Below are 21,347 nucleotides of genomic sequence, written 5' to 3'. Positions count from 1 at the left end.
AGACTCAACACCTCTCATTTAGCCACAAATACGACTGGCCGCAGGGGGTCCCCCCTTTATTGATGAGCGCTTCGGCGCTACTCTAGGAGTCTATTTTTGACCCGTGACGGGGCCAGCCCAGACGGAACCGCCGCTTTGGATACGCCGCAGACAACTGCTTCCAGCATACAACTACCGATTGCCTACCGGATGGCAGCGGCCATCACCCTGTGTACCTTCCTCTCCCTGGCGCTGCTGGTATCGATCAACGCCAACCAGCAGTACCAGCTCCTGAACCGCCAGGTCGAAAGCTTTGCCGGTACCATTGTTCGCCAGCTGGCCGCCGCCGCCCAGGAGCCCCTGTTTACCGACGACCACCTTAGCCTGCGCCTGACCGTCACCAACCTCACCGAACAGAACGACATTAAAGGAGTTGCCCTCTACGACGAGAAAGGCTCCCTGCTGATGCAGGAGGGGCAAACCAGCGGAGGCCGCCTGACCGAACAACTGCGCCAGGCGCTGGCGCAACCCGGTCCGGAAGATCAACTCTACCGCTTTCACTGGCTCAACGAACAGAACAGCGAACTCTCCGCCTTTATCGCTCCCATTCGCTTCAAGGGGGTGACCGGGGGCTACGTTGAGGTCGCCTTTAACCGCATCGAGCTGTTCGGCATCATCCGTAACTCCCTGACCAGTACCCTGGTCGTAGCCCTGATCCTGTCAGCCCTCTCTACCCTGCTGGCGGTAGTGATGGGAAAACGCCTGACCAGCCCCATCAACACCCTGATCGATGCCACCGCCCAGGCCATGGGGCGACGCTCCAAAGAGCGCCCGAAAGGGGACGAGATCGCCTACCTGATCGAGGATGTGAACGAGATGGGGCAGGCCATGGTCGAAAAATCCCAGATAGAGCAGGTATTCTCGCGCTTTGTTTCCCCGACCATTGCAGCTCAGATGATCGAAAGCCTGGACGCTGTAGCCCTGACCAACAAACGGGTGGAGGCCACGGTACTGTTCGCCGACATCGTCGGTTTTACCAGTATGTCGGAGCAGATGGACCCTGCCCAGGTGGCCGAACTCCTCAACGAGTACTACGGCTACTTCTATAAGCTCGGCAAGTACTATTACGGTACCGTCGATAAGTTCATCGGCGACGCCGCGATGGTGATCTTCGGCGTGCCCGATGAGGATCCCGACCACCGTGTTCACGCCATCGCCTATGCCGTCGGCCTGCAACGGCTGATTGAGGAGCTCAATATCGAACGCAAGGCCCGTAACAAACCCAGCATCCATATCCGCATCGGCATCAACTGTGGAACCATGCAGGCCGGGCTTCTGGGCACCAGCGAGCGCATGGAATACACCGTGGTGGGGGACTCGGTTAACCTGGCGTCCCGCCTCTGCGGTGAAGCCGGTGCCGACCAGATCGTCATCCCCGCCGATATCTACCAACACCAAAGCACCCGCGATCGGGTGCAGGCGCAAATCCACAAATCGATCCGCATTCGCGGCAAAACCGACCCTGTGGACACCTACCTGGTCACCGGCATCCTCGGCTCACAACGCCAGGCGATCAGCGCCCTGATCGACGACCTGATGACCGGCGGAGGCCGCCGCGATGACTAACCGTCCCCTGCTGATTGGAAGCCTGCTGCTGCTGCTGTCGGGCTGCGCCCAGTACTACATCAAGACTGGTCAGCTGGACAACCAGCTCGACAACTGGGAGCAAGCCCACCAGTACCAGAAAGCGATCGACGCCCTTGACCAGCTACCCCCTTCCCATCCCAACCTGGGTGCCTACACAAGCCGTCGCCAGGCATTGGAACGCCAGCAGAGCCGCTTTATCAACAACACCGATGAGCAGGCCAACGCGCTGGCACGCAAGCGCCAGTGGCAAGCGGCCATTGAACTTTATCAGCAGGCGCTCGACGGTAATCCCGGCCAGCCAAGGCTGCAGAAGGGGCTGGATAACCTGGTCGCCCAGCGCCAGATCTATAACACTAAACTGCAGCACCAACTGAACCTGGAGGAGGCCTCCACCTTGCGGCGCAGGCTTCAGCTCTACAGCGAGCTGGCACGCAGCGACCCGGACCGCAGGGACTATCAAAGAACCCTCGAGACCCTGCGCGAGCAACAGCAGTCGCTCTATCAATTCCTTGTGCGCTGCGCCGAAGATGGCCTCGAGTTCACCAACTTCACCCACGGCCAGCACTGCCTCAACCTGGCCCAGGGCATCCGTCCAGAGCAGCTACCCAAGAAACCCCTGATCCAGCTCAGCCAACGCTACCAGCAGCTGGACAAGCGCTCGGCAAGCGCCCGTGAACGGCGTAACCTGCAGCAGCTATCGGCCCTCGAGCAACGTTACAAGGCGGCGCTGGCACAACAGGACTACCTTAAGGCACGCGAACTGCTCGACCAGCAGGAACAGCTCAACCCCGATAGCAGCCACCTGCTCAGCACCCGCCTGGAGCTGGAGGCCGAGATCGAGCAGTACGTCGCGCAGCAGATGCAGCTGGGGGCAAACGCCTACACTGCCGGCCAGATTGAGCAGTCCCTGAAGATCTGGAAACCCCTGCAACCCCTCAGCCCCGACAACCTCACCCTGCAAGCGGATATTCAACGCGCTGAACGCTTTACCCAAAAACTGAAATCCCTGCAGAAAACCCAGTAACGCTTCCGGAGAACCCCCATGCGAATGCCCCTACTACTGTTACTGATGAGCCTGTTGATGGCCGGCTGCGCCCTGAGCCCACAGCAGGTGGCCCTGAGCCCCAAAATTGACCTCCCCAGCGGCGCCCCCTACGCCCGCGGTTCGGTTTCAGTGACCCTGTTTGACGAGCGCAGCAACAAGGTGATCGGTACCCGGGGCGGCGCCTACGCCAAATCAAGCACCCTGACCCTGAAAGACGATTTTCCCCGCACCCTGGCTCGGGAGGTGGAGCGCACCCTGCAGTCGATGGGGTTTGAGGTCGACGACCAGAATCCCCTCATCCGCTTCAACCTCTACCTGGATCGCCTCAGCTACCAGGTCCCAGAGGGCACCTATGTCTCCCAGGTCGATCTCAGTGCCGCCGTGCGGGCAGAGCTGCTGCGCGGTAACCAACGCTTTCAGGGGCGCTACGAGGCGCAATCCCAGAACCGGGTGGTCTCTGCCCCCGATGAAGAGAAGAACAGCGCCTTGATCAACGAGGTGGTGAATACTGCCCTCAATCGCCTGTTCAGTGACCGCTCACTGCTTGACTTCCTGGCCGGCTCCTAGCGCCTGGCAGGCCGTACTCAAGCCGACGGGCGCCCCCACGAAGCGCCCTTGGGCGAAGGGCACTCCCAGCTCCTTTAGCAGTTTGAGGTCCCCTTCGCTCGTCAGGTTGTCGGCGATCAGCTGCTGCCCGCTGGTGTTGGCAAGCTGCAGGATAGCCCCCACCATGGTGCGGCCCACTTCATCGAGCCGGGCCCAGCCATCGACAAAATCCCCCGCCAGCTTGAGATAGCTGACCGGCAGCTGCTTGAGGGTCTGGAATGAGCGCAACCCCATGGCGAAGTTGTCTACCGACAACCGGCACCCGAGCGCCCGCAGCTTTTCCAGAACAGGGACCACTTCACTGAGGTTATGCATCAGCACCGTTTCGGCCACCTCAAACACCAGCTGTTCCGGCGCCAGGCCTACGTGTTCCAGGGTCTCCCGCAGGCGAGGCACCATCAGCTCATCCTCAATGATGTGGGCTGAAAGATTCACCCTCAGGCTGACCCCGGGGCGCTCCTTCGCCATGGCCGCTGCACCGGGCAACCCCCGCTCAAGCACCCAACGGTCAATATCCAGCATCATTCCGAGGCGCTCGGCCACCGGAAAGAACAGGTTGGGGGGGTAGAGCTGGTCGCCATGGCGCATGCGTAGCAACAGTTCATACTGCACCAGCTCCTGGCTACGGATATCCATCACCGGCTGGAACAACATCTCGAACTGGTCGTTGGCCAGCGCCGTCCGCAACATCTCCGCCCAACGCAGCTGCTCCTGGGAGGTGGCGTCCAGGGTATCGCTGACATGGTAGCGGTTGCGCCCCAGGGACTTGGCCTTGAAGCAGGCCTTATCCGCCAGGTTCCACAACTGCTCGGCGCCCCGCCCACGGCAGGCGGCGACCCCGATACTGCAATAAATACTGAAGCTCTGGGTGCCGTAGTAAAACTCATACTCCCTGAACCCACGGATAATGGCTTCCGCCACATCCACCCCCTCCGGCTGGTCGGTGTTGGGCAACAAAACGCAGAACTCATCACCACCAAAACGACCTACCAGAGCCTCAACCGGTACGCAGCGGGTCAGCAGGGCGGCGACCTCCACCAACAGGCGGTCACCGGCCGAATGGCCGAGGCGGTCGTTGACCGCCTTGAACTTGTCGAGATCCACAAACAGCAGTACGCAGTTCCCCACCCGTTCCACCTGCGACTCCATCTCCGTCGCAAAGGTACTGCGACTCAGGAGGCCGGTCAGGGGGTCGATGGAGGCGATACGTTTCAGCTCGATATCACGCTCCTGCAAACTTTCGATCGCATGGTTCATGGCGCGGGTAATCGGTTGCAGCTCCAACAACTCCTCACTGCGCAGGGGCTGGTTGATCTCACCATCAGCCAGTCGCTGCAAAGGCTCCTTGAGCTGCGCCAAGGGTCTCAGGGTGTACTGTATCACCCAGCGCCCGGCCAGCACCGTCAACAGGAACCCCAACCCCAGTAGCAACCCTCCCTTGCCGATCTTTTCCCAGAGTTGCTGCTGGTAGGGCGAAAAATCCAGTGCAAAATCCATATAGCCGATCAACTGCACCCGCTCCCGGGCCTCCTCCATGTCAAAGGCGAGCAGGCCATCCCCACTGAGCGAGCGAATCCAGATCGGTACCACCATGCGCACCACCGCCGAAGAGGCCTCGTAGGGGGCAAACAGGTAGGGCTTATCGCCTGAGGTATCCCCCAACTGCAGTTGCTGCTGATAGGTCAGCGGGGGCAGACGGTGTTCATCGGTCCCCTGGCGCAGATACTGTGCCATCAGCTCCTTACCCGAGGCGCTGTAGTAGCGAACATAAACCAGGTTGGGCATGGCGCTGAACTCCGTCGAAAGCAGCCCCGAGGCCCCGGCCGTCGCGTATAGCGGAGTGCCCAGCTCATCGAGTTTGCTCACCACCCCCAGCGCTTGCTGGCGCGCATTGTGCTGCAGCGCCTCCTGTGCGGTGTACCACCCCACACCAATGGAGAGCAGGAACAACAGGCCGCCCCACACCAACAGCACCGTCAGAATGCGCCCCACCAGGCTGGGCCTGAGCAGCGCCCGTCGCCAGCCCCCCGGCCTGCGGCTTTTGTGTTTAGGGTTCATGGGCTGGCTGGACCAGGGTATGGGACTTGAGCGATGCCGGTATGCGAACACCCAGGCGCGACGCCACTACGGGGTTGATTCGGATCTCGGCGCCTTTGAGAGGAATCAACTCGCTGGGCAGACCGGTTTCGTGACGCAGCAGTTCGAGCCGATCCAGGATGCGTTCGGTGATATCCTCAGACGTAGCGGAAAAGCTGAGCAGCGCCCCACCCTCAAGCAAGGGCTCGGAAAAAACCGCCAGCTGCTTGCCGTTTTTGACCGCAAACACCATCAGCTCGCGAATCACCCGCCGGCTCAGTACGCGGTTGTCGGGCAACAGCCAGATCCCCTGTACCACCTCGGCCTGCTTGAGCGCGTAGATCAGCTCTTTATCGGAATGCACCTCAATGTGCTGCAGGCTGACACCGGCCTTTTTGGCCCCCTGCTCCAGCCCCTTTACCAGCTGCTGCTGATTAGGCCCCGTGGCCACTGCGACCTGGCGCAGACCGGGGCTCAGCTCCCGCCAGAAACGGAATACCTGGTCAGCGGGAGGCAACATACTTACCCCCTGGCGTCCCTCTCGCAGCAGTCCATACTCGGCAAAGTTGAACACCTGAGCAAACACCTGTGGATAGGGAAGCGACTTGCTCGCCTGGGCCGCCAGCAGTCCGAGGGCCACAACCTGTATCGGGGGGCCCTCCCTAAGACGGTCAACCAGCTCCGCCGCCAACAGGGCATTGCCCTTCAGCGGGTGGATGCTGGCACGACTTCCGAGCCGTTTTTGCACGCGGGTAGCGACTTCGTTCATGGCGTCGATATCGGCGCTCACCAGAATCGCCACTGCGGGCGGTGGGCGGTGTACCGGTGTGGCCGGCTGAGGCTTTTGGGGGGCGGGCCGGGTCGCTCGGGTGGCGGTGCGACCGGAAGTAACCGGGCGGCTTGCCGGGGGCGGGGTCACCTTACTGCGGTCAATCACCTCCGGCGGAGCAGCATTCTTACCCTCCAGCGCCGCCAACTGCGCACAGCCAGCCAGCAACAAAATGCCGCCGAGCAGCAAGGTTCGGATTGCCGAGAGTCTTAATGTGATCAAACCTAGAGTCGCCCCAGCCCAACACGGGTCGGCATTCCTCGCCAACCGTTATGATTCTGACAGAATTAACACATCATCCTGTCAATATAGGATAAGTGTCAAATCTAATCGATTATTCCGCCGGCGCTGGAGACGCCCTCAGCGAGAACCACAGCAGGGGCAGGCGGGGTCACGACGCAGCTTGAGTTCGCGCCAGCTCCCCGCTGCGGCATCCAGCATCAGCAAACGCCCCTGCAGGGGGGTACCTATACCCGCCAGCACCTTGATTGCCTCCAGCGCCTGCATGGTGCCGATCATCCCAACCACCGGAGCGAGCACGCCGTTACGGGCGCAACTCTGCTCTTCCGTCCCCTCCTCGCGATAGAGGCAACGGTAGCAGGGGGAGTCCTGATGGCGAACATCAAATACCGAGATCTGCCCCGACAGGCCGATGGCCGCCCCGGATACCAGCGGCTTTTGATGGGCGACACAGGCCCGGTTGATGGCAAAGCGGGTTGCAAAATTATCGGTGGCGTCCACCACCAGGTCGACCCCGGCCACCGCCTCAGCCAAAGCGCCCTCATCGAGGCGCTCATGGCGGGTGGTCACCCGCACCCCGGAGTTGACCTGGGCCAGGGTGGCCGCGGCCGACTCCACTTTGGAACGGCCGATATCGGTTTCAAAATGGGCAATCTGGCGCTGCAGGTTGGTCAGCTCTACCCGATCATCATCGACCAGCACCAGCTCCCCCACCCCCGCGGCGGCCAGGTAGATCGCCACCGGGCAACCCAAGCCCCCCAGCCCGATCACCAGGACGCGGCTCGCGAGCAGGCGCTCCTGGCCGGCGATCTCGACCTCCGGCATCATGATCTGCCGGCTGTAACGCAGCAACTGCTCGTCGTTCATCATTTTCCCGCTTCTCCCCTCTCCATCCAGCGCCCCAGTGTCACCCGATCCAGGCCCGCCAGGTCCTGGCGGGTGGCCACCTCAGCATAGCCGAGGGACTGCATCAGCTCCCTCACCGCGGCTCCCTGCTCGAAGCCGTGTTCAAACAGCAGCCAGCCGCCGGGGCTGAGATAATCCCTGGCCTGCTCACTGATGGTGCGGATATCCGCCAACCCCTGCTGCCCGGCCACCAGCGCTGAGCGGGGCTCAAAGCGGACATCCCCTTGCCCCAGATGGGGGTCAGCGGCATCGATATAGGGTGGATTACTGACGACCAGGTCGAAGGCGGGCAGCGCCAGGCCGGAACACCAGTTCCCCTGCACAAAGCAGGCATTGGGCAGCCGCAGGCGCTCGGCATTGTTGTTGGCCAGTGCCACCGCCTCGGCCACCCGGTCGACCCCGACCAGACTCCAGGCCGGGCGCTCGCAGGCCAGGGCCAGGGCGATGGCGCCACTCCCCGAACCCAGGTCGGCCACCCGGCAGGGGGACCCGGCTCGATCCGCCAGCAGGGAGAGCGCCACCTCCACCAGCAGTTCGGTTTCAGGACGGGGGATCAGGGTGCTGGAGTTAACCTCAAGATCCAGCGACCAGAACCCCTGTTGGCCGGTAATATAGGCGATCGGCTCGCCCGCCAGGCGCCGCTGCAGCAGACCTTCCAGGGCGGCCTGCTGGGCCGCATCCAGGGCCGCATCGGGCCAGGTAAAGAGGTAACTGCGTTCTTTTCCGAGCACCCGGCACAGCAGCAGCTCAAGATCGAGGCGGGGGGTATCGCTGACCGCCCCCAGGCCGTGATCCGTCTCTAGCCACTGGGCAATCGTGCGCTTCATTGCATCACTCGGAGAGGGTCGCCAGCAGGTCCATCTGGTGCTCCTGCAGCAGGGCTTCGATCACCGGGTCAACATCCCCCTCCATGATCTCCGGAAGTTTATACAGGGTCAGGTTAATGCGGTGGTCAGTGACCCGCCCCTGGGGGTAGTTGTAGGTGCGAATCCGCTCGGAGCGATCGCCACTGCCCACCAGGCTGCGGCGCTGGTCCGCCACCTCCTTGCGCGCTACCTCATCGGCGGCGCTGTTGATGCGGGCCGCCAGCAGCGCCATCGCCTTGGCGCGGTTCTTGTGCTGCGAGCGTTCATCCTGGCACTCCACCACGATGCCAGTGGGCAAGTGGGTCAGGCGGATCGCCGAATCGGTTTTGTTGACGTGCTGTCCACCGGCACCGGAGGCGCGGAAGGTGTCAATACGCAGGTCGTTCTTGTTGATCTCGATGGCATCGGCCTCTTCCGGCTCAGGCATCACCGCAACCGTACAGGCCGAGGTGTGGATGCGCCCCTGGGACTCGGTTTCCGGAACCCGCTGTACCCGGTGGGCACCGGACTCAAATTTGAGGCGACCGTAGACATCACTGCCAACGATGCGACTGATGATTTCACGGTAGCCTCCGTGCTCACCCTCGTTGGCGCTGATCACCTCCACCTTCCAGCGGCGGCGCTCGGCATAGCGGGAGTACATGCGGAACAGGTCGCCAGCAAAGATCGCCGCCTCATCGCCACCGGTACCGGCACGGATTTCGAGGAAGGTATTGTGGGTGTCGTTGGGGTCCCTGGGCAACAGCAGCTTTTGCAATTCGACCTCCAGCTCGGCACAACGCGCCTTGCTGCTGGCGATCTCCTCCTGGGCCATCTCCCGCATCTCATCGTCGCCATCATCCAGCAGTAGCTGGGCCTCCTCAAGGTCTTCGGCGGCCTGGGTAAAGCGGGCGAAACACTCCACTACCGGCTCAAGCTCGGCGTACTCCTTCGAGAAGTTGCGGAATTTCTCCTGATTGGTAATCACCTCAGGGTCAGACATGAGAGCGGCCAACTCTTCGTAACGGTCACGCAAGCCTTCAAGCTTGCTGGCTATGGATGCTTTCATCGGGGATTAGTCCTGGGGGTCTAACTGGAACAGCTGTTGGGTCCATTCCACCAGCTCCTTGCGCCCTTCGGCGCTGGCTTTCTTGATCTGGATGCTGGGTGCGTGGACCATCTTGTTGGTCAGCGAACGCGCCAACTGTGTCAACACCGCTTCGGCCGACTCGCCCCTCTCAAGCTGTTTGAGCGCCTTTTCCAACTCGCTCTGTTTGATCTGTTCGGCCTGCTGGCGATAGGCCTTGAGCACCTCGACACCATCGAGCTCACGCTGGCGGATTTCAAACTCCTGCACTCCCTCCTGCACCATCTGCTCGGCGGACTCGGCAGCCTTCTGGCGGGTTTTCTGGTTCTCCTCCACCACCTCGCGCAGATCGTCCACCGTATAGAGGTAGACATCCGACAGCTCACCCACTTCGGGTTCGATATCCCGGGGTACCGCGATATCGACCATGAAGATCGGCCGGTGTTTACGCCGTTTCAGGGCCCGTTCAACCGCCCCCTTTCCGAGGATCGGCAGCTGGCTGGCGGTGGAGGCGATGACGATATCGGAGTCCACCAGGTGCTCGGGAATATCCGACAACAGGATGGCGTGGGCATCAAACTCCTGGGCCAGGCGTTTGGCCCGCTCCAGGGTCCGGTTGGCGACTACGATACGTTGCACCCCCGCTTCGCGCAGGTGGCGGGCAACCAGCTCGATGGTTTCCCCCGCCCCCACCAGCAAGGCGTTGCTGCGGGACATATCGGCAAAGATCTGCTTGCCCAGGCTTACCGCAGCATAAGCGACCGACACCGGGTTCTCACCGATGGTAGTGTGGGTACGCACCCGCTTGGCCATGGAAAAGGTAGTCTGGAACAGACGCCCCAGTTCGGCACCAATGCTGTTGGCTTCGCGGGCAACGGCAAAACTGGATTTCAGCTGCCCGAGGATCTGCGGCTCCCCCAGCACCATGGAGTCGAGCCCGCTGGCCACCCGCATCATGTGCCGCACGGCCTCAGAATCGCGATGAACGTAGCTGCAGCGCTCCAGCTCTTCAGCATTCAGGCTGTGATAGTTGGCCAACCACTGGATGACCGCCTGATGGTCATTTTCGCGAGTGCTGCAATAGAGTTCAGTGCGATTGCAGGTTGAGAGGATCGCAACCTCCGACACCGGTGCCAGCTGCCGTGCTTGCCCCAGAGCCTCAACCATCTGCTCGGGCGCAAAGGAGACCCGCTCCCTGACCTCGATGGATGCCGTCTTGTGATTAATGCCTATCGCTAGAAAACCCATACCTTCCCGCTTATTACCTGCCCCGGCTGAAGCGACGCTTCATTACAAAAGGCCATGGGAGAAAAGGGGGGAATTTTCCTACGGATAGCCGCTAACTTCAACAACCACCCGATAATTCACTGGCTGCGTCACAGCCCGCGACCTGTCGGCTATGGGTTTAGGCTATCGCTTGTGTCATCATGTGGGCACAACTTCCGTGAATGACTCAGGCACCCCTCTCCAACATGACACCAGGCCCACGAAAGGCGATTCCCGGCATCCTAGCAACCCTGCTGCTGACAGGCTGTACAACCACCCCCCCTTCCCCTGAGGCGGCGCCGCGAGGGTATCATGACATTCACCCCATCACCCGCCAGCAGGCGCCGACTATTCCCTTCGAGAAGGAGACGCTCTACGCCTTGCTGGTCGCCGAGTTCGCCGGCCACCGGGAGCGGCTCGACATCAGCCTTGGCAACTACCTGGAGCAGGCTAACCATACCCGCGACCCCGGAATCGCCGAGCGCGCCCTGCGTATTGCCCACTATATAGGTGCGCGCCAGGCCGCCCTCGAAGCCGCCCGGATCTGGGCCGAAACCGACCCCGATAACCGTCAGGCACTGGAGACCTATGCCCTTGAACTGGCCAACGCCGGCGACCTGACCGAATCGGCCAACCTGATGCAGCGCGTTCTCGACCTCGGGGGCGACACCCACTTCGACCTGCTGGCCGCCCGCGCCGAAACTCTTCCTCCACCCCAACGCCAGGCTATGCAGGCGATGATCGAGGAGACGCTGCGCGACCATCCCGACCACGTCCAACTGATGCTGGCTCGGGCGCTGCTGCTTGAGCATGACCAGCAGTACGATGAGGCCCTTGAACAGCTGCAACAACTGCTCCGTGCCGACCCCCACAACCGTCAGGGACGGCTGCACAAAAACCGCCTGCTGCATCGCATCGGCCGCAACCAGGAGGCGGCGGACAACCTGAAAAAGGCGCTCGCCGACAGCCCCCAGGATCAACGCCTGCGACTGCTCTACGGGCGGGTACTACTGGAGCTGGGTCAACCCGAAGACGCCCTGTCCCAGTTCAAGCGCTTGCATGAGCGCTCTCCCAACGACAGCGACCTGACCCTCTCGATCGCCCTCACCGCACTGGAGGGCAACCAGCTGGAGGAGGCGGAGCGCTACCTGAACCTGCTTCTGCAGCAAGGCGAGCAGGAGGACAGCGCACACTATTACCTGGGTCGGCTGGCGGAAAATCGCGACCAGTGGCAGGAGGCGCGCGACCACTACCTCCAGGTTGGCGGCGGTGAAGAGTTTCTGCCCGCCTACAGCCAGCTCAGCAAGCTTTTGGCCGACCGCGAACGCTGGTCCGAGGCACAGCTGTACCTGCGCCAGGCGCGGGACCAGTACCCGCAGTTTCGTATCCCGCTGTTTATGCTCGAGTCGGAGGTCCTGATTGAGCAGCGCGAGTACGATGCCGCCGACACCACCCTCAGCGAAGCATTGGAGCTCTACCCACGTAACACCCGACTGCTCTATGCCCGCGCCATGCTGGCCGATAAAAATTCCGACCTCGAGAAGCTGGAGCGCGACCTGCGAACCATTCTCGAGATCGACCCCGAGCACGCCATCGCCCTCAACGCCCTGGGCTACACCCTGGCCGATCGCACCGATCGCTACCAGGAGGCGGCCGAGCTGGTGCGCAAAGCCATGGCCCTCAACCCCAACGACCCCGCCGTAATCGACAGCATGGGTTGGGTGGAGTTTCGCCTTGGCCACTACGAAAGCGCGCTCAAACTGCTCGAGCAGGCCTACGCCCTGATGCCCGATCATGAGATCGCCGCCCACCTGGTGGAGGTGTTATGGGTGATGGAGCGCCGCCAGCAAGCCCTTGAGTTGTGGCAAAAAGCGCTGCAGCAATACCCCGACAGCGAGCTGCTCAAAGCGGTCATGGAACGCCTGAACCCCAGCTGACCCCATGCGCCTGCTCCCCCTTCTATTACTGCTCCTGCTCAGCGCCTGCAGCACCCTGCCGCCGCCTCCCCAGGTCGTGCCCGACGCCCTGCGGGAGCAACATTGGCGATCGCACCAGTTGCGTATGCACGCCCTGACCCAGTGGCAGTTGTCCGGGAAATTGGGGATCCGCACCCAACCCAAAAGCGCGTCGGTTCACCTTAACTGGGAGCAGCACAGCGTCCACTACCGTATCCGCATCGCTTCGGTGATCGGCCAGACCCTGGCCCTGCTGCAGGGCTCTCCCGAGGGCCTTGCCCTCAGCACCGCCGACGACGAAACCCGATACTCCGGCTCCGCCGAGGAGCTGTTGCTGGAGGAGCTGGGATGGGAACTGCCGGTATCCAACCTCTACTACTGGATCCGGGGGATTCCCGCCCCCGGCAGCAGCGCGCACACACTCAACGGCCAGGGATTGCTGGAAAGCCTTCAACAGGGTGACTGGTCCCTGCACTTCAGCCGTTACCAACAGGTTGGCAACTGGCAGCTGCCCGGGCGACTGGTGGCCGAGGGACCCGCAGCCCGACTCACCTTTATCATTAACGACTGGAATCCCGGCAGTTAACCATGTCCCGAGAACTGAACCACCTGCCCGCACCGGCCAAGATCAACCTTTTCCTGCACATCACCGGTCGCCGCGCGGACGGCTACCACGAGCTGCAGACCCTGTTCCAGTTTCTTGACCTGGGGGACCGCCTGAGTTTCAGGACCACCCCCAAAGACTCCCGCATCCTGCTGAGCCCGGAGCTACCCGGCGTTCCAGCCGAGCAGAACCTGATCGTGCGCGCCGCCCGGCTTCTTCAACAGGCCACCGGAACCCGCCAGGGCGCCGTGATCCAGCTACAGAAACGTCTGCCCATGGGGGGCGGACTGGGGGGCGGTAGCTCCGACGCCGCCACCACACTGATCGCCCTCAACCGGCTGTGGGATACCGAGCTGCCCCTCCCCGAGCTGGCCGCCCTGGCACTGCAGCTGGGAGCCGACGTACCGGTGTTTGTGCGCGGCTTCGCCGCCTGGGCCGAGGGGGTCGGCGAAAAGCTCCAGCCCGCCAGCCCACCCACCCCCTGGTACCTGCTACTGCTGCCGGGCTGCGAGGTCGCAACCGCCGCCGTGTTTGGCCACCCGGACCTGACCCGCAACAGCCCCCCTGTGCAGTGGCAGGACTACGCCGAGGGGCGTTGCGGTAACGACTGTGAAGCCCTGGTCCGCCGCCTCTACCCCGAGATTGAACGGGGCCTCAGCTGGCTTAAGGGCCTTGGGCGTGGCGCCATGTCCGGCACCGGTGCCAGCCTCTTCTGCCCCTTTGAGAGCGAGGAGGAGGCTCAACGGGCGCTTGAGCAACGGCCAGAGGGGATGGAGGGGTTCGTCTGCCGGGGTCACAACCGCTCACCACTCCACCAGCACTTGCAAATACAAACCGAAACCCTTTAAAATTCGCGCCGTCGCATTTCAACGACTACTGGGGTGTCGCCAAGCGGTAAGGCACTGGGTTTTGATCCCAGCATGCGTAGGTTCGAATCCTGCCACCCCAGCCATTTCAGATCTCCACCGGCCTGCTACTATGTTAGATACATCCGATAGAGACTCCTCACCTGGTAGCAAACTATTACTTCCCACCGCACCCCAAAGGTAATCACCGTGTCCAAAATGATGGTCTTCGCCGGGAACTCCAACCCGGAGCTGGTTAAACGCGTCACTGAACATCTGCATATCCCCTTGGGAGACGCCAAAGTAGGACGCTTCAGCGATGGCGAAGTAGCGGTAGAGATCCGGGACAACGTTCGCGGCAAGGATGTATTTATCGTCCAGTCCACCTGCGCGCCCACCAACGACAACCTGATGGAACTGATTGTGATGGCCGACGCGCTGCGCCGCTCTTCAGCCCAGCGCGTTACCGCCGTGATTCCCTACTTTGGCTACGCCCGCCAGGACCGTCGTCCACGCTCCACCCGGGTCGCCATCAGCGCCAAGGTGGTGGCCGATATGATCAAGAGCGTGGGCATCGACCGGGTTTTGACCGTCGACCTGCACGCCGACCAGATCCAGGGCTTCTTTAACATTCCGGTGGATAACATCTACGGCTCCCCGATCCTGCTCGACGACATCGCCCGCCAGGGTTACGACAACATGATGATCGTCTCTCCGGACATCGGCGGCGTGGTACGTGCCCGAGCCCTGGCCAAGAAACTCGACACCGATCTCGCGATCATCGACAAGCGTCGCCCCGAAGCCAACAAGGCGGAGGTGATGCACCTGATCGGCGACGTTTCCGACCGGACCTGTATCCTGGTCGACGATATGGTGGATACCGCCGGCACCCTGTGCCAGGCCGCTACCGCCCTCAAGGATCGCGGTGCTTCCGCCGTCTATGCCTACTGCACCCACCCGGTGCTCTCCGGCCGAGCCATCGAAAACCTCAATAACTCGGTGCTCGATAAGCTGGTGGTGACCAACACTATCCCGCTGACCGCCGCCGGGGAAGCCTGTGAGCGCATCCGCCAGCTCGATATGTCGCCCCTGATCGGTGAATCCGTTCGCCGCATCAGCAACGAGGAGTCGCTGAGCGCGATCTTCCGCTAAGCGCTTGCTGACCATACCCAACCGGCCCGCTACCGAGGTGGCGGGCCGTTTGTTTTTTGTGCTCATTGCATTTTTTTCGGGCCATGTGGCGAAAAATAGGCTATGATGCGCGCCCTCGATTTTGCACCCTGCAGTCGAGAAGACCCACGCCGGAGCTTGGTCGCAAAGCCCGACGTCATAACTTTTAGGAGACACTTATGTCTAACCAATTCGAACTGAACGCCCAAGCGCGTGCTGACCTGGGGAAAGGTGCGAGCCGCCGCCTGCGTCGTAACGCCAACCTGATGCCCGCCATCATCTACGGTGCTGACAAGGCCCCTACCCAGATCAGCATTCCCCACAAGGATATGGTCAAGGCCCTGGAGAACGAGGCGTTCTACTCTCACATCCTGACCCTGAACGTCGATGGCGCCAAGGAGAAGGTGATCCTCAAGGATCTTCAGCGTCACCCCGCCAAGGCGGTGGTACTCCACGCTGACTTCCTGCGCGTATCCGCTGACCACGAGCTGACCACCCACGTTCCCCTGCACTTCCTCAACGAAGAGAGCTGCAAGGGCGTTAAGCTGGGCGGTGGTGCCGTCACCCACAACCTCATCGAGGTTGAGATCCGCTGCCTGCCAGCTGACCTGCCTGAGTTCATCGAAGTGGACATGGGCGCGCTGGATCTGGGCGACATCGTCCACCTGAGCGATATCAAGCTGCCCAAGGGTGTTGCCCTGGTTCAGCTGGGTCTGGACCACGACCTCGCCGTCGCTTCTGTACAGGCCACCCGTGGCGGTAAAGAAGAAGCTGCCAGCGAAAGCGATGAAGAGGGTGCCTCCGAGGAGTAAGTCCCCGGAGCCCTATGCACCGGCGTGGCAGCAAACGCTCCTGACAGTATTCAGCTTATTGTGGGCCTGGGGAATCCAGGCCCGGAATATGAACGAACCCGTCATAACGCCGGTGCTCTCTTTGTCGAGCAGCTGGCCCGCGCCTGCGGTGCCAGCCTGCAACCCGAACGCAAGTTTTTTGGCGACTGCGCCCGGATCCAGCTCCAGGGCCACGAACTGCGCCTGATCAATCCCACCACCTTTATGAACCGCAGCGGCCAGGCCGTGGTGGCGATTGCCAATTTCTATAAAATCCCCCTTGAAGCCATTTTGGTAGCCCACGACGAGCTCGATATCGAGGCCGGCCTGGCACGCCTCAAAGTGGGCGGGGGACACGGCGGCCATAACGGTCTGCGTGATATTATCAGCCGCATGGGCGGCAACCAGTTTATGCGTCTGCGCCTGGGTATCGGCCACCCCGGACACAGCAGTCTGGTGACCGGCCATGTGCTCAGCAAGGCCTCCCAGAGCGAGCAGCAAAAGCTCGATAACGCAATCGATGAGGCCATTCGGGTTTTACCCGACCTACTTAATGGCGCCTGGAACAAGGGCGTCCAAACATTGCACAGCTATCAAGGCTAGTCAGGACAGGATCAACACTATGGGTTTTAAATGCGGTATCGTCGGCCTGCCAAACGTGGGCAAGTCCACCCTGTTCAATGCGCTCACCAAGGCGGGCATTGGCGCCGAAAACTTCCCCTTCTGCACCATTGAGCCCAACGCGGGCGTGGTGGCCATGCCTGACCCGCGCCAGGATAAGCTCGCCGAGATTGTCAAACCGCAGCGCGTTGTCCCCACCACCATGGAGTTTGTGGATATCGCCGGGCTGGTCGCCGGTGCCTCCAAGGGTGAGGGGCTGGGTAACCAGTTCCTGGCTAACATCCGTGAAACCGATGCCATCGCCCACGTGGTGCGCTGCTTCGAAGATGAGAACGTGATCCATGTGGCCAATCAGATCAACCCCGTTTCCGATATCGAGGTGATCAATACCGAACTGGCACTGGCAGACCTGGAATCGGTCGATAAGCAGCTGCAGCGCGTCAGCCGCGTCGCCAAGAGCGGTGACAAGGAAGCCGTACGCCAGAAAGCACTGCTGGAAAAGCTGCAGCCTCACCTCGACCAGGGCCTTCCTGTCCGCTCCCTGGCACTGACCGATGATGAGCGTAAGGAGATCAAGGGCTTTCACCTGCTGACCACCAAACCCACCATGTACATCGCCAACGTTGACGAAGAGGGCTTTGAGAATAACCCCCACCTCGACGCCGTTCGCGCCATCGCCGAGCAGGAGGGCGCCGTCGTGGTCCCCATCTGCAACAAGCTGGAGGCGGAGATCTCCGAGCTGGAGGAGGAGGAGAAGGCCGAGTTCCTGCAGGAGATGGGTATGGAGGAGGCCGGGCTGGATCGCGTTATCCGCGCTGGCTACGCGCTGCTGGGGCTGCAAACCTACTTCACCGCCGGGGTTAAAGAGGTGCGGGCCTGGACCATCAAGGTGGGGGCCACCGCCCCCCAGGCCGCCGGGGTCATCCATACCGACTTTGAAAAAGGCTTTATCCGCGCCGAGGTGACCGCTTACGACGACTTCGTCGCCTGCAAGGGCGAGCAGGGCGCCAAGGAAGCCGGTAAGTGGCGTCTGGAGGGCAAGGAGTACGTGGTAGCGGACGGCGACGTGATTCACTTCCGTTTCAATGTCTAACGGCGGGACTCCGCTCGGCCTGGCCCACAAAGGATTTCGTGCTGACGAAATCCTTTGTGAAAAAGAGGGTCAAATAAGCGCGTATCAGGGTTGACAAAGAGGGCCTAAATCAACAAAATACGCGCCACTTCGACGGCTACGTAGCTCAGTTGGTTAGAGCACAACACTCATAATGTTGGGGTCACTAGTTCGAATCTAGTCGTAGCTACCATACAAAGTTACGGGAGACTTTGTCTCCCGTAACGAGTTTTCACTGGGGTGTCGCCAAGCGGTAAGGCACTGGGTTTTGATCCCAGCATGCGTAGGTTCGAATCCTGCCACCCCAGCCATCTTCCTTCGATTGAACCAGACCCGCCGCTCCCCGCCATCGACAACCCTGTCGGCAGTGAGCGGCCCAGGCGTCAGGCGTAACGGTTCAAACCCCACTCTTTCAGGATCAGGGTCGCACACTCCTCTAGCGTATCCTTGGCGGCCTTTCCTCGCTCAGAGGCGGAGATCCTCACCGCATCAGCTATGAGCCGCTCAAACAGCCGGCTCTGGCGCGCCAGTGTCTTGTCATCGCCCTTGATCTTCACGCGCTTCGCCACCTCAGCCAGGGCGGCGGCGCCCCGCTTGCTATCCTCGGCCACCAGATGGCGTGTCAAACGGTCTGCACTGGCGCCCAGCGCTACCTCCACCAGCAGGGGGTTCTTTTTTTGGTAGGTGACGCTCTTGGCAATAATGGCCTGTATCGCCTGGGCAAACTCCTTTTTGGTGGTTACCGCATCCAGCAGCTTCTGCACCACCTCCCGATAGGCCCCCAGCACCTCCTCAGCCAGCGCCGCGACGATGGCGCTCTTGGTGGGAAAATACTGGTACAGAGAGCCGATTGAGATGCCCGCGCGCTGAGCAACATTATTCATCTTGAGCGAATTAACATCCTCCTCAAGGATAATCTCCTCACACACCGTGAGAATCAGCCGCTGCTTCTCAAAACCACGCTGCTGCTGTGGGATCTTTCTGGTGATCGCCTCTAGTGACATCGTTGTAGCCCTCGCTTATTCCTATCAGCTATTGCACCCGCCCAACGCTTACTGGAAACGAAACCCTATGGGCAAATACATTTTCTTTCGAGGATTTATCGTGTTTGGCGCGAGTCGGTACGGGCGCTACAAACATCCTCAAGACTCACATTTAAGATACTAACAATGGGTGCCATTTGTACCATTTCCGAACACCCAAAGCTGATTACAATCAACTCCACGACACATCCACGCTCTTCACTCATCAGCATAGAGCAGGCTGAGCATATTGCGTAGGGTTTGCTCAGCGATTTGTTCAACACTCACATTTTTCAACTCGGCCAGGCATCCGGCTATCCCCGGGAGATGGACAGGAGAATTCCACTGCCCTTCTGCAAAGGAGGGTTTCATATCCGGCGCATCGGTTTCCAGAACCAACGCTTCCAGAGGTAGTTGAGACATCAGTCCACGCAGCCGAGTGGCTCGGGGCCAGCTGATCGCCCCTCCCACCCCCAACAAAAAGCCCCGCTCCCTATAGCGTAACGCCTGCTGTTCGCTGCCAGAAAAGGCATGGACCACCCCTCCACGGGTGAAGTTAAGTTCGCGCAGGATCTTCAGCACCTGGTCGTGAGCCTTACGCACATGCAACACAACCGGTAGTGATGCCGTCGCCGCCAGCTTCAGTTGCCTTCGTAGCAACTGTTGCTGCTCTGGCCAGCTCGCAGGTGGCAGCAGGTAGTCGAGGCCGATCTCACCCACCGCCACCACCTCGGGAGTCCTTTTCTCCAAAAGCTGCCGCAGCTGCTCCAAATCGGTTTCCCTATGCTGTTCCATAAACATTGGATGAAGCCCAAGGGCAGCTTTCAAATCAACAGCCTTCCCCCTTTGCCGACACAGCTGTATCAAGCGCGCCCACCCCTTGGCCGTGACACCGGGGATCAGGATTCGCCCAATACCCGCACGCGCACAAGACTCCAGCACGGCGTCACGCCGGGCGTCAAACTGGGGAAAATCGAGATGGCAGTGAGTATCGAAAAACATGCTGGGCGGATGTGACATTCTGACACACCCCTGCTCCTATGCTGCGCGCGATCTCCACTTTATAATCCAGCCAGCCAATTTGACAAGGAGTCCAGCCGCGTGCGCAATCCCGGTATCCAGGTAGTGTGTCTCGGCCTGCTTCTGTTGGGTATTGTCCTGCTCCCGACCTGGCTGCAGCGCCAGCCACCCACAGAACTGTTGGCGGCCACGACCCTCGACTGTCCCCTCAAGGCCCCCTGCCTCACAACACTGGAGGGATTGGGGGAGGTAGCGTTCAGTCTCTCCCCCACTACATTGCCCCACTCAACGCCGCTTAAGATCAACCTGCGGGTTCCGCCGGAGGTACAGTCGGCCAGCGTGCAATTCATTGGCAAGGAGATGTACATGGGGCTGCAACCGGTCCTCCTGGAGGCCATTGACAGCCGCCATTACCAGACGACCACTCGTATCAGCTACTGCACCATCGACACCTCGATGAACTGGCTCGCCGAGATTCGCCTCCACACCCGGGAGGGAGTCTATCAGGTGACCTTTACACTGGAGACCACCCCTTGACCCGCTTCTACCGGATATTGATCCCCCTCATGGTCGCGCTGGTGGCCTCCGCCGCCGGTTTCCAGTACCACCGCTACCAGCAGCTCAGCACTGCGACCGAGCAGCCCACAGCGCCGGCTTTTACCCTCAATAGTGCACAGGGCCCCCTCAGCCTTGCGCAACTGAGCGGCCAGGGGGTTGTTCTCTATTTCGGTTACACCTCCTGCCCGGATGTCTGTCCGGTCGACCTGGGTGTACTGGGCAGTGCCCTCAAGCAGCTCAGCCCTGCCGAACAGGAGCAGGTGCAGCCCCTGTTCATCACCCTCGACCCCGAGCGCGACAGTTTGCAGCGTATGGCGGACTACGCCGCCTTCTTCCATCCCAGCCTGCTGCCACTGCACGGCAGTTTGGAGCAGATCTCCGCGGTCGCGAGGAGCTACGGCGTTATCTTTGAAAAGACCCGTTACAGCAACGATCCCAGCCTCTACTGGGTCTCTCACAGCGCCAACTTCTTTCTTATCAATCCGCAGGGCCTGCTGGTAAAGGTGCTACCCCGTGAGACTCCTGCAGGAGAGCTCAGCCAGCAGATTCGCTTGTTAACCCGATAACCATTACAAACAAGGAAAACCCATGAGACTCCATCGTTTTATACTCACCCTGCTGTGCGGGCTCAGCCTTAGCGCAACGGTATCGGCCAGCGAAGAGCTGATCATCAGTGAAGGCTGGGTGCGTGTCACCCCTCCAGGTGCCACCAACAGCGCCGCCTATATGACCATTACCAATCGCTCCGATACCCCCCTCACCCTGGTGGCCGCTCGCACCTCAACCGCCAGCATGACCCAGCTTCACCAGAGCAAAATGGAGATGGGCATGATGAAGATGGAGCAGCAGGCCGAGGGAATAAAGCTGGCCGCACAGAGCACCCTCGAGCTGAAGCCGGGCGGCTATCATGTGATGCTGATGGGGGTGACTTCGCCGCTGAACGAAGGCGATCAGGTCATGCTGGTTCTTGAGTTCAGCGATGGTGCCTTACGCGAATTGCTGCTGCCGGTACTATCCCAGTCTCCGGGACAACTACCGGCCGCCACCATGACCCACTGATCCCTGAGATGGGGGAGGTAAAGCGG

The 21,347-nt window shown here is 61.1% G+C and carries 21 protein-coding genes and 3 tRNA genes; 16 read left to right on the top strand and 8 right to left on the bottom strand.

The window, feature by feature from the left end:
* Nucleotides 1–96: 96 nt before the first annotated feature.
* The 3 genes from D0544_RS00830 to D0544_RS00820 are packed head-to-tail and all read left to right on the top strand — an operon-like array spanning nucleotide 97 to nucleotide 3,238.
* On the top strand, nucleotides 97–1,605 hold the full coding sequence (locus D0544_RS00830; RefSeq protein ID WP_125013912.1) for an adenylate/guanylate cyclase domain-containing protein: 1,509 nt from the start codon (nucleotides 97–99) through the stop codon (nucleotides 1,603–1,605).
* Nucleotides 1,598–2,650 (top strand): tetratricopeptide repeat protein, encoded by a 1,053-nt coding sequence (locus tag D0544_RS00825; protein ID WP_125013910.1) that lies wholly within the window; start codon nucleotides 1,598–1,600, stop codon nucleotides 2,648–2,650. Before D0544_RS00830 ends, D0544_RS00825 begins: the two co-directional genes overlap by 8 nt.
* An 18-nt stretch (nucleotides 2,651–2,668) precedes the next feature.
* Nucleotides 2,669–3,238 (top strand): YajG family lipoprotein, encoded by a 570-nt coding sequence (locus D0544_RS00820; RefSeq protein WP_125013908.1) that lies wholly within the window; start codon nucleotides 2,669–2,671, stop codon nucleotides 3,236–3,238.
* On the opposite strand, the gene D0544_RS00815 is transcribed toward D0544_RS00820, so the two are convergent.
* From D0544_RS00815 to hemA, 6 genes are all read right to left on the bottom strand, one after another.
* The gene (locus tag D0544_RS00815; RefSeq protein WP_125013906.1) at nucleotides 3,209–5,335 is read right to left on the bottom strand and encodes a putative bifunctional diguanylate cyclase/phosphodiesterase; all 2,127 of its coding nucleotides are present in this window, start codon (nucleotides 5,333–5,335) and stop codon (nucleotides 3,209–3,211) included. The genes D0544_RS00820 and D0544_RS00815 overlap by 30 nt on opposite strands.
* A complete protein-coding gene (locus tag D0544_RS00810) occupies nucleotides 5,325–6,404 on the bottom strand; it encodes an ABC transporter substrate-binding protein (RefSeq protein ID WP_125013904.1) in 1,080 nt (359 codons plus the stop codon). Before D0544_RS00810 ends, D0544_RS00815 begins: the two co-directional genes overlap by 11 nt.
* 138 nt (nucleotides 6,405–6,542) lie before the next feature.
* The gene (locus tag D0544_RS00805; protein ID WP_125013902.1) at nucleotides 6,543–7,292 is read right to left on the bottom strand and encodes a HesA/MoeB/ThiF family protein; all 750 of its coding nucleotides are present in this window, start codon (nucleotides 7,290–7,292) and stop codon (nucleotides 6,543–6,545) included.
* The gene (prmC, locus tag D0544_RS00800; protein WP_125013900.1) at nucleotides 7,289–8,155 is read right to left on the bottom strand and encodes a peptide chain release factor N(5)-glutamine methyltransferase; all 867 of its coding nucleotides are present in this window, start codon (nucleotides 8,153–8,155) and stop codon (nucleotides 7,289–7,291) included. The genes D0544_RS00805 and prmC overlap by 4 nt, the downstream gene beginning before the upstream one ends.
* Nucleotides 8,156–8,159: 4 nt before the next feature.
* Entirely contained in the window at nucleotides 8,160–9,242 is a 1,083-nt protein-coding gene (prfA, locus tag D0544_RS00795) for a peptide chain release factor 1 (protein ID WP_125013898.1), read from the bottom strand.
* Nucleotides 9,243–9,248: 6 nt separating this feature from the next.
* Complete coding sequence (gene hemA, locus D0544_RS00790; protein ID WP_125013896.1) at nucleotides 9,249–10,508, bottom strand: glutamyl-tRNA reductase; 1,260 nt, start codon at nucleotides 10,506–10,508, stop codon at nucleotides 9,249–9,251.
* 224 nt (nucleotides 10,509–10,732) lie between these two features.
* On the opposite strand from hemA, the gene D0544_RS00785 reads away from it, so the two are divergent.
* The 10 genes from D0544_RS00785 to D0544_RS00740 all read left to right on the top strand — a co-directional run bounded on the left by D0544_RS00785 (nucleotide 10,733) and on the right by D0544_RS00740 (nucleotide 17,973).
* The gene (locus tag D0544_RS00785; protein WP_164880777.1) at nucleotides 10,733–12,463 is read left to right on the top strand and encodes a tetratricopeptide repeat protein; all 1,731 of its coding nucleotides are present in this window, start codon (nucleotides 10,733–10,735) and stop codon (nucleotides 12,461–12,463) included.
* 4 nt (nucleotides 12,464–12,467) lie between these two features.
* Nucleotides 12,468–13,067 (top strand): lipoprotein insertase outer membrane protein LolB, encoded by a 600-nt coding sequence (gene lolB, locus D0544_RS00780; RefSeq protein WP_125013893.1) that lies wholly within the window; start codon nucleotides 12,468–12,470, stop codon nucleotides 13,065–13,067.
* A gap of 2 nt (nucleotides 13,068–13,069) precedes the next feature.
* Nucleotides 13,070–13,933 carry a 4-(cytidine 5'-diphospho)-2-C-methyl-D-erythritol kinase gene (gene ispE, locus D0544_RS00775; protein WP_125013891.1) on the top strand — a complete coding sequence of 288 codons (864 nt, stop codon included), beginning with the start codon at nucleotides 13,070–13,072 and terminating at the stop codon, nucleotides 13,931–13,933.
* A 29-nt stretch (nucleotides 13,934–13,962) separates the two neighbouring features.
* Nucleotides 13,963–14,037 (top strand) — tRNA-Gln (locus D0544_RS00770).
* Between the two features lie 103 nt (nucleotides 14,038–14,140).
* A complete protein-coding gene (locus D0544_RS00765) occupies nucleotides 14,141–15,082 on the top strand; it encodes a ribose-phosphate pyrophosphokinase (protein WP_125013889.1) in 942 nt (313 codons plus the stop codon).
* A 197-nt stretch (nucleotides 15,083–15,279) separates the two neighbouring features.
* Nucleotides 15,280–15,912 (top strand): 50S ribosomal protein L25/general stress protein Ctc, encoded by a 633-nt coding sequence (locus D0544_RS00760; RefSeq protein ID WP_125013887.1) that lies wholly within the window; start codon nucleotides 15,280–15,282, stop codon nucleotides 15,910–15,912.
* 24 nt (nucleotides 15,913–15,936) lie between these two features.
* Nucleotides 15,937–16,533: an aminoacyl-tRNA hydrolase gene (pth, locus tag D0544_RS00755; RefSeq protein WP_125013885.1), complete on the top strand. Its 597-nt coding sequence runs from the start codon at nucleotides 15,937–15,939 to the stop codon at nucleotides 16,531–16,533.
* 19 nt (nucleotides 16,534–16,552) lie between these two features.
* Nucleotides 16,553–17,644: a redox-regulated ATPase YchF gene (gene ychF / locus D0544_RS00750; RefSeq protein ID WP_125013883.1), complete on the top strand. Its 1,092-nt coding sequence runs from the start codon at nucleotides 16,553–16,555 to the stop codon at nucleotides 17,642–17,644.
* A gap of 134 nt (nucleotides 17,645–17,778) precedes the next feature.
* Nucleotides 17,779–17,855, top strand: a tRNA-Met gene (locus D0544_RS00745).
* Between the two features lie 43 nt (nucleotides 17,856–17,898).
* Nucleotides 17,899–17,973, top strand: a tRNA-Gln gene (locus D0544_RS00740).
* A gap of 72 nt (nucleotides 17,974–18,045) precedes the next feature.
* Here the strand turns inward: D0544_RS00740 and D0544_RS00735 are convergent.
* Both D0544_RS00735 and D0544_RS00730 read right to left on the bottom strand, forming a co-directional pair.
* The gene (locus tag D0544_RS00735) at nucleotides 18,046–18,666 is read right to left on the bottom strand and encodes a TetR/AcrR family transcriptional regulator (RefSeq protein ID WP_125013881.1); all 621 of its coding nucleotides are present in this window, start codon (nucleotides 18,664–18,666) and stop codon (nucleotides 18,046–18,048) included.
* A 237-nt stretch (nucleotides 18,667–18,903) separates the two neighbouring features.
* Complete coding sequence (locus tag D0544_RS00730) at nucleotides 18,904–19,686, bottom strand: TatD family hydrolase (protein ID WP_243647284.1); 783 nt, start codon at nucleotides 19,684–19,686, stop codon at nucleotides 18,904–18,906.
* A 99-nt stretch (nucleotides 19,687–19,785) separates the two neighbouring features.
* On the opposite strand from D0544_RS00730, the gene D0544_RS00725 reads away from it, so the two are divergent.
* From D0544_RS00725 to D0544_RS00715, 3 genes are read left to right on the top strand one after another with little or no spacing between them, the layout of a single operon-like run.
* Entirely contained in the window at nucleotides 19,786–20,241 is a 456-nt protein-coding gene (locus D0544_RS00725; RefSeq protein ID WP_125013877.1) for a hypothetical protein, read from the top strand.
* The gene (locus tag D0544_RS00720; protein WP_125013875.1) at nucleotides 20,238–20,828 is read left to right on the top strand and encodes an SCO family protein; all 591 of its coding nucleotides are present in this window, start codon (nucleotides 20,238–20,240) and stop codon (nucleotides 20,826–20,828) included. The genes D0544_RS00725 and D0544_RS00720 overlap by 4 nt, the downstream gene beginning before the upstream one ends.
* A gap of 22 nt (nucleotides 20,829–20,850) precedes the next feature.
* Nucleotides 20,851–21,321 carry a copper chaperone PCu(A)C gene (locus D0544_RS00715; protein ID WP_125013873.1) on the top strand — a complete coding sequence of 157 codons (471 nt, stop codon included), beginning with the start codon at nucleotides 20,851–20,853 and terminating at the stop codon, nucleotides 21,319–21,321.
* The last annotated feature ends 26 nt before the right edge of the window (nucleotides 21,322–21,347 follow it).

Source organism: Aestuariirhabdus litorea, from assembly GCF_003864255.1.
Lineage (GTDB): Bacteria > Pseudomonadota > Gammaproteobacteria > Pseudomonadales > Aestuariirhabdaceae > Aestuariirhabdus > Aestuariirhabdus litorea.
Note: the sequence above shows the minus strand (reverse complement) of the source record. Positions and strands in the feature narration are given on the sequence as shown.

What these genes read in the sequence shown, in the direction of transcription:
- D0544_RS00825 (WP_125013910.1), top strand. Translation starts at nt 1,598, where the DNA reads ATGACTAACCGTCCCCTGCTGATTGGAAGCCTGCTGCTGCTGCTGTCG.
- D0544_RS00820 (WP_125013908.1), top strand. Translation starts at nt 2,669, where the DNA reads ATGCGAATGCCCCTACTACTGTTACTGATGAGCCTGTTGATGGCCGGC.
- D0544_RS00815 (WP_125013906.1), bottom strand. Translation starts at nt 5,335, where the DNA reads ATGAACCCTAAACACAAAAGCCGCAGGCCGGGGGGCTGGCGACGGGCG.
- D0544_RS00805 (WP_125013902.1), bottom strand. Translation starts at nt 7,292, where the DNA reads ATGATGAACGACGAGCAGTTGCTGCGTTACAGCCGGCAGATCATGATG.
- prmC (WP_125013900.1), bottom strand. Translation starts at nt 8,155, where the DNA reads ATGAAGCGCACGATTGCCCAGTGGCTAGAGACGGATCACGGCCTGGGG.
- prfA (WP_125013898.1), bottom strand. Translation starts at nt 9,242, where the DNA reads ATGAAAGCATCCATAGCCAGCAAGCTTGAAGGCTTGCGTGACCGTTAC.
- hemA (WP_125013896.1), bottom strand. Translation starts at nt 10,508, where the DNA reads ATGGGTTTTCTAGCGATAGGCATTAATCACAAGACGGCATCCATCGAG.
- D0544_RS00785 (WP_164880777.1), top strand. Translation starts at nt 10,733, where the DNA reads ATGACACCAGGCCCACGAAAGGCGATTCCCGGCATCCTAGCAACCCTG.
- lolB (WP_125013893.1), top strand. Translation starts at nt 12,468, where the DNA reads ATGCGCCTGCTCCCCCTTCTATTACTGCTCCTGCTCAGCGCCTGCAGC.
- ispE (WP_125013891.1), top strand. Translation starts at nt 13,070, where the DNA reads ATGTCCCGAGAACTGAACCACCTGCCCGCACCGGCCAAGATCAACCTT.
- D0544_RS00760 (WP_125013887.1), top strand. Translation starts at nt 15,280, where the DNA reads ATGTCTAACCAATTCGAACTGAACGCCCAAGCGCGTGCTGACCTGGGG.
- ychF (WP_125013883.1), top strand. Translation starts at nt 16,553, where the DNA reads ATGGGTTTTAAATGCGGTATCGTCGGCCTGCCAAACGTGGGCAAGTCC.
- D0544_RS00735 (WP_125013881.1), bottom strand. Translation starts at nt 18,666, where the DNA reads ATGTCACTAGAGGCGATCACCAGAAAGATCCCACAGCAGCAGCGTGGT.
- D0544_RS00730 (WP_243647284.1), bottom strand. Translation starts at nt 19,686, where the DNA reads ATGTTTTTCGATACTCACTGCCATCTCGATTTTCCCCAGTTTGACGCC.
- D0544_RS00715 (WP_125013873.1), top strand. Translation starts at nt 20,851, where the DNA reads ATGAGACTCCATCGTTTTATACTCACCCTGCTGTGCGGGCTCAGCCTT.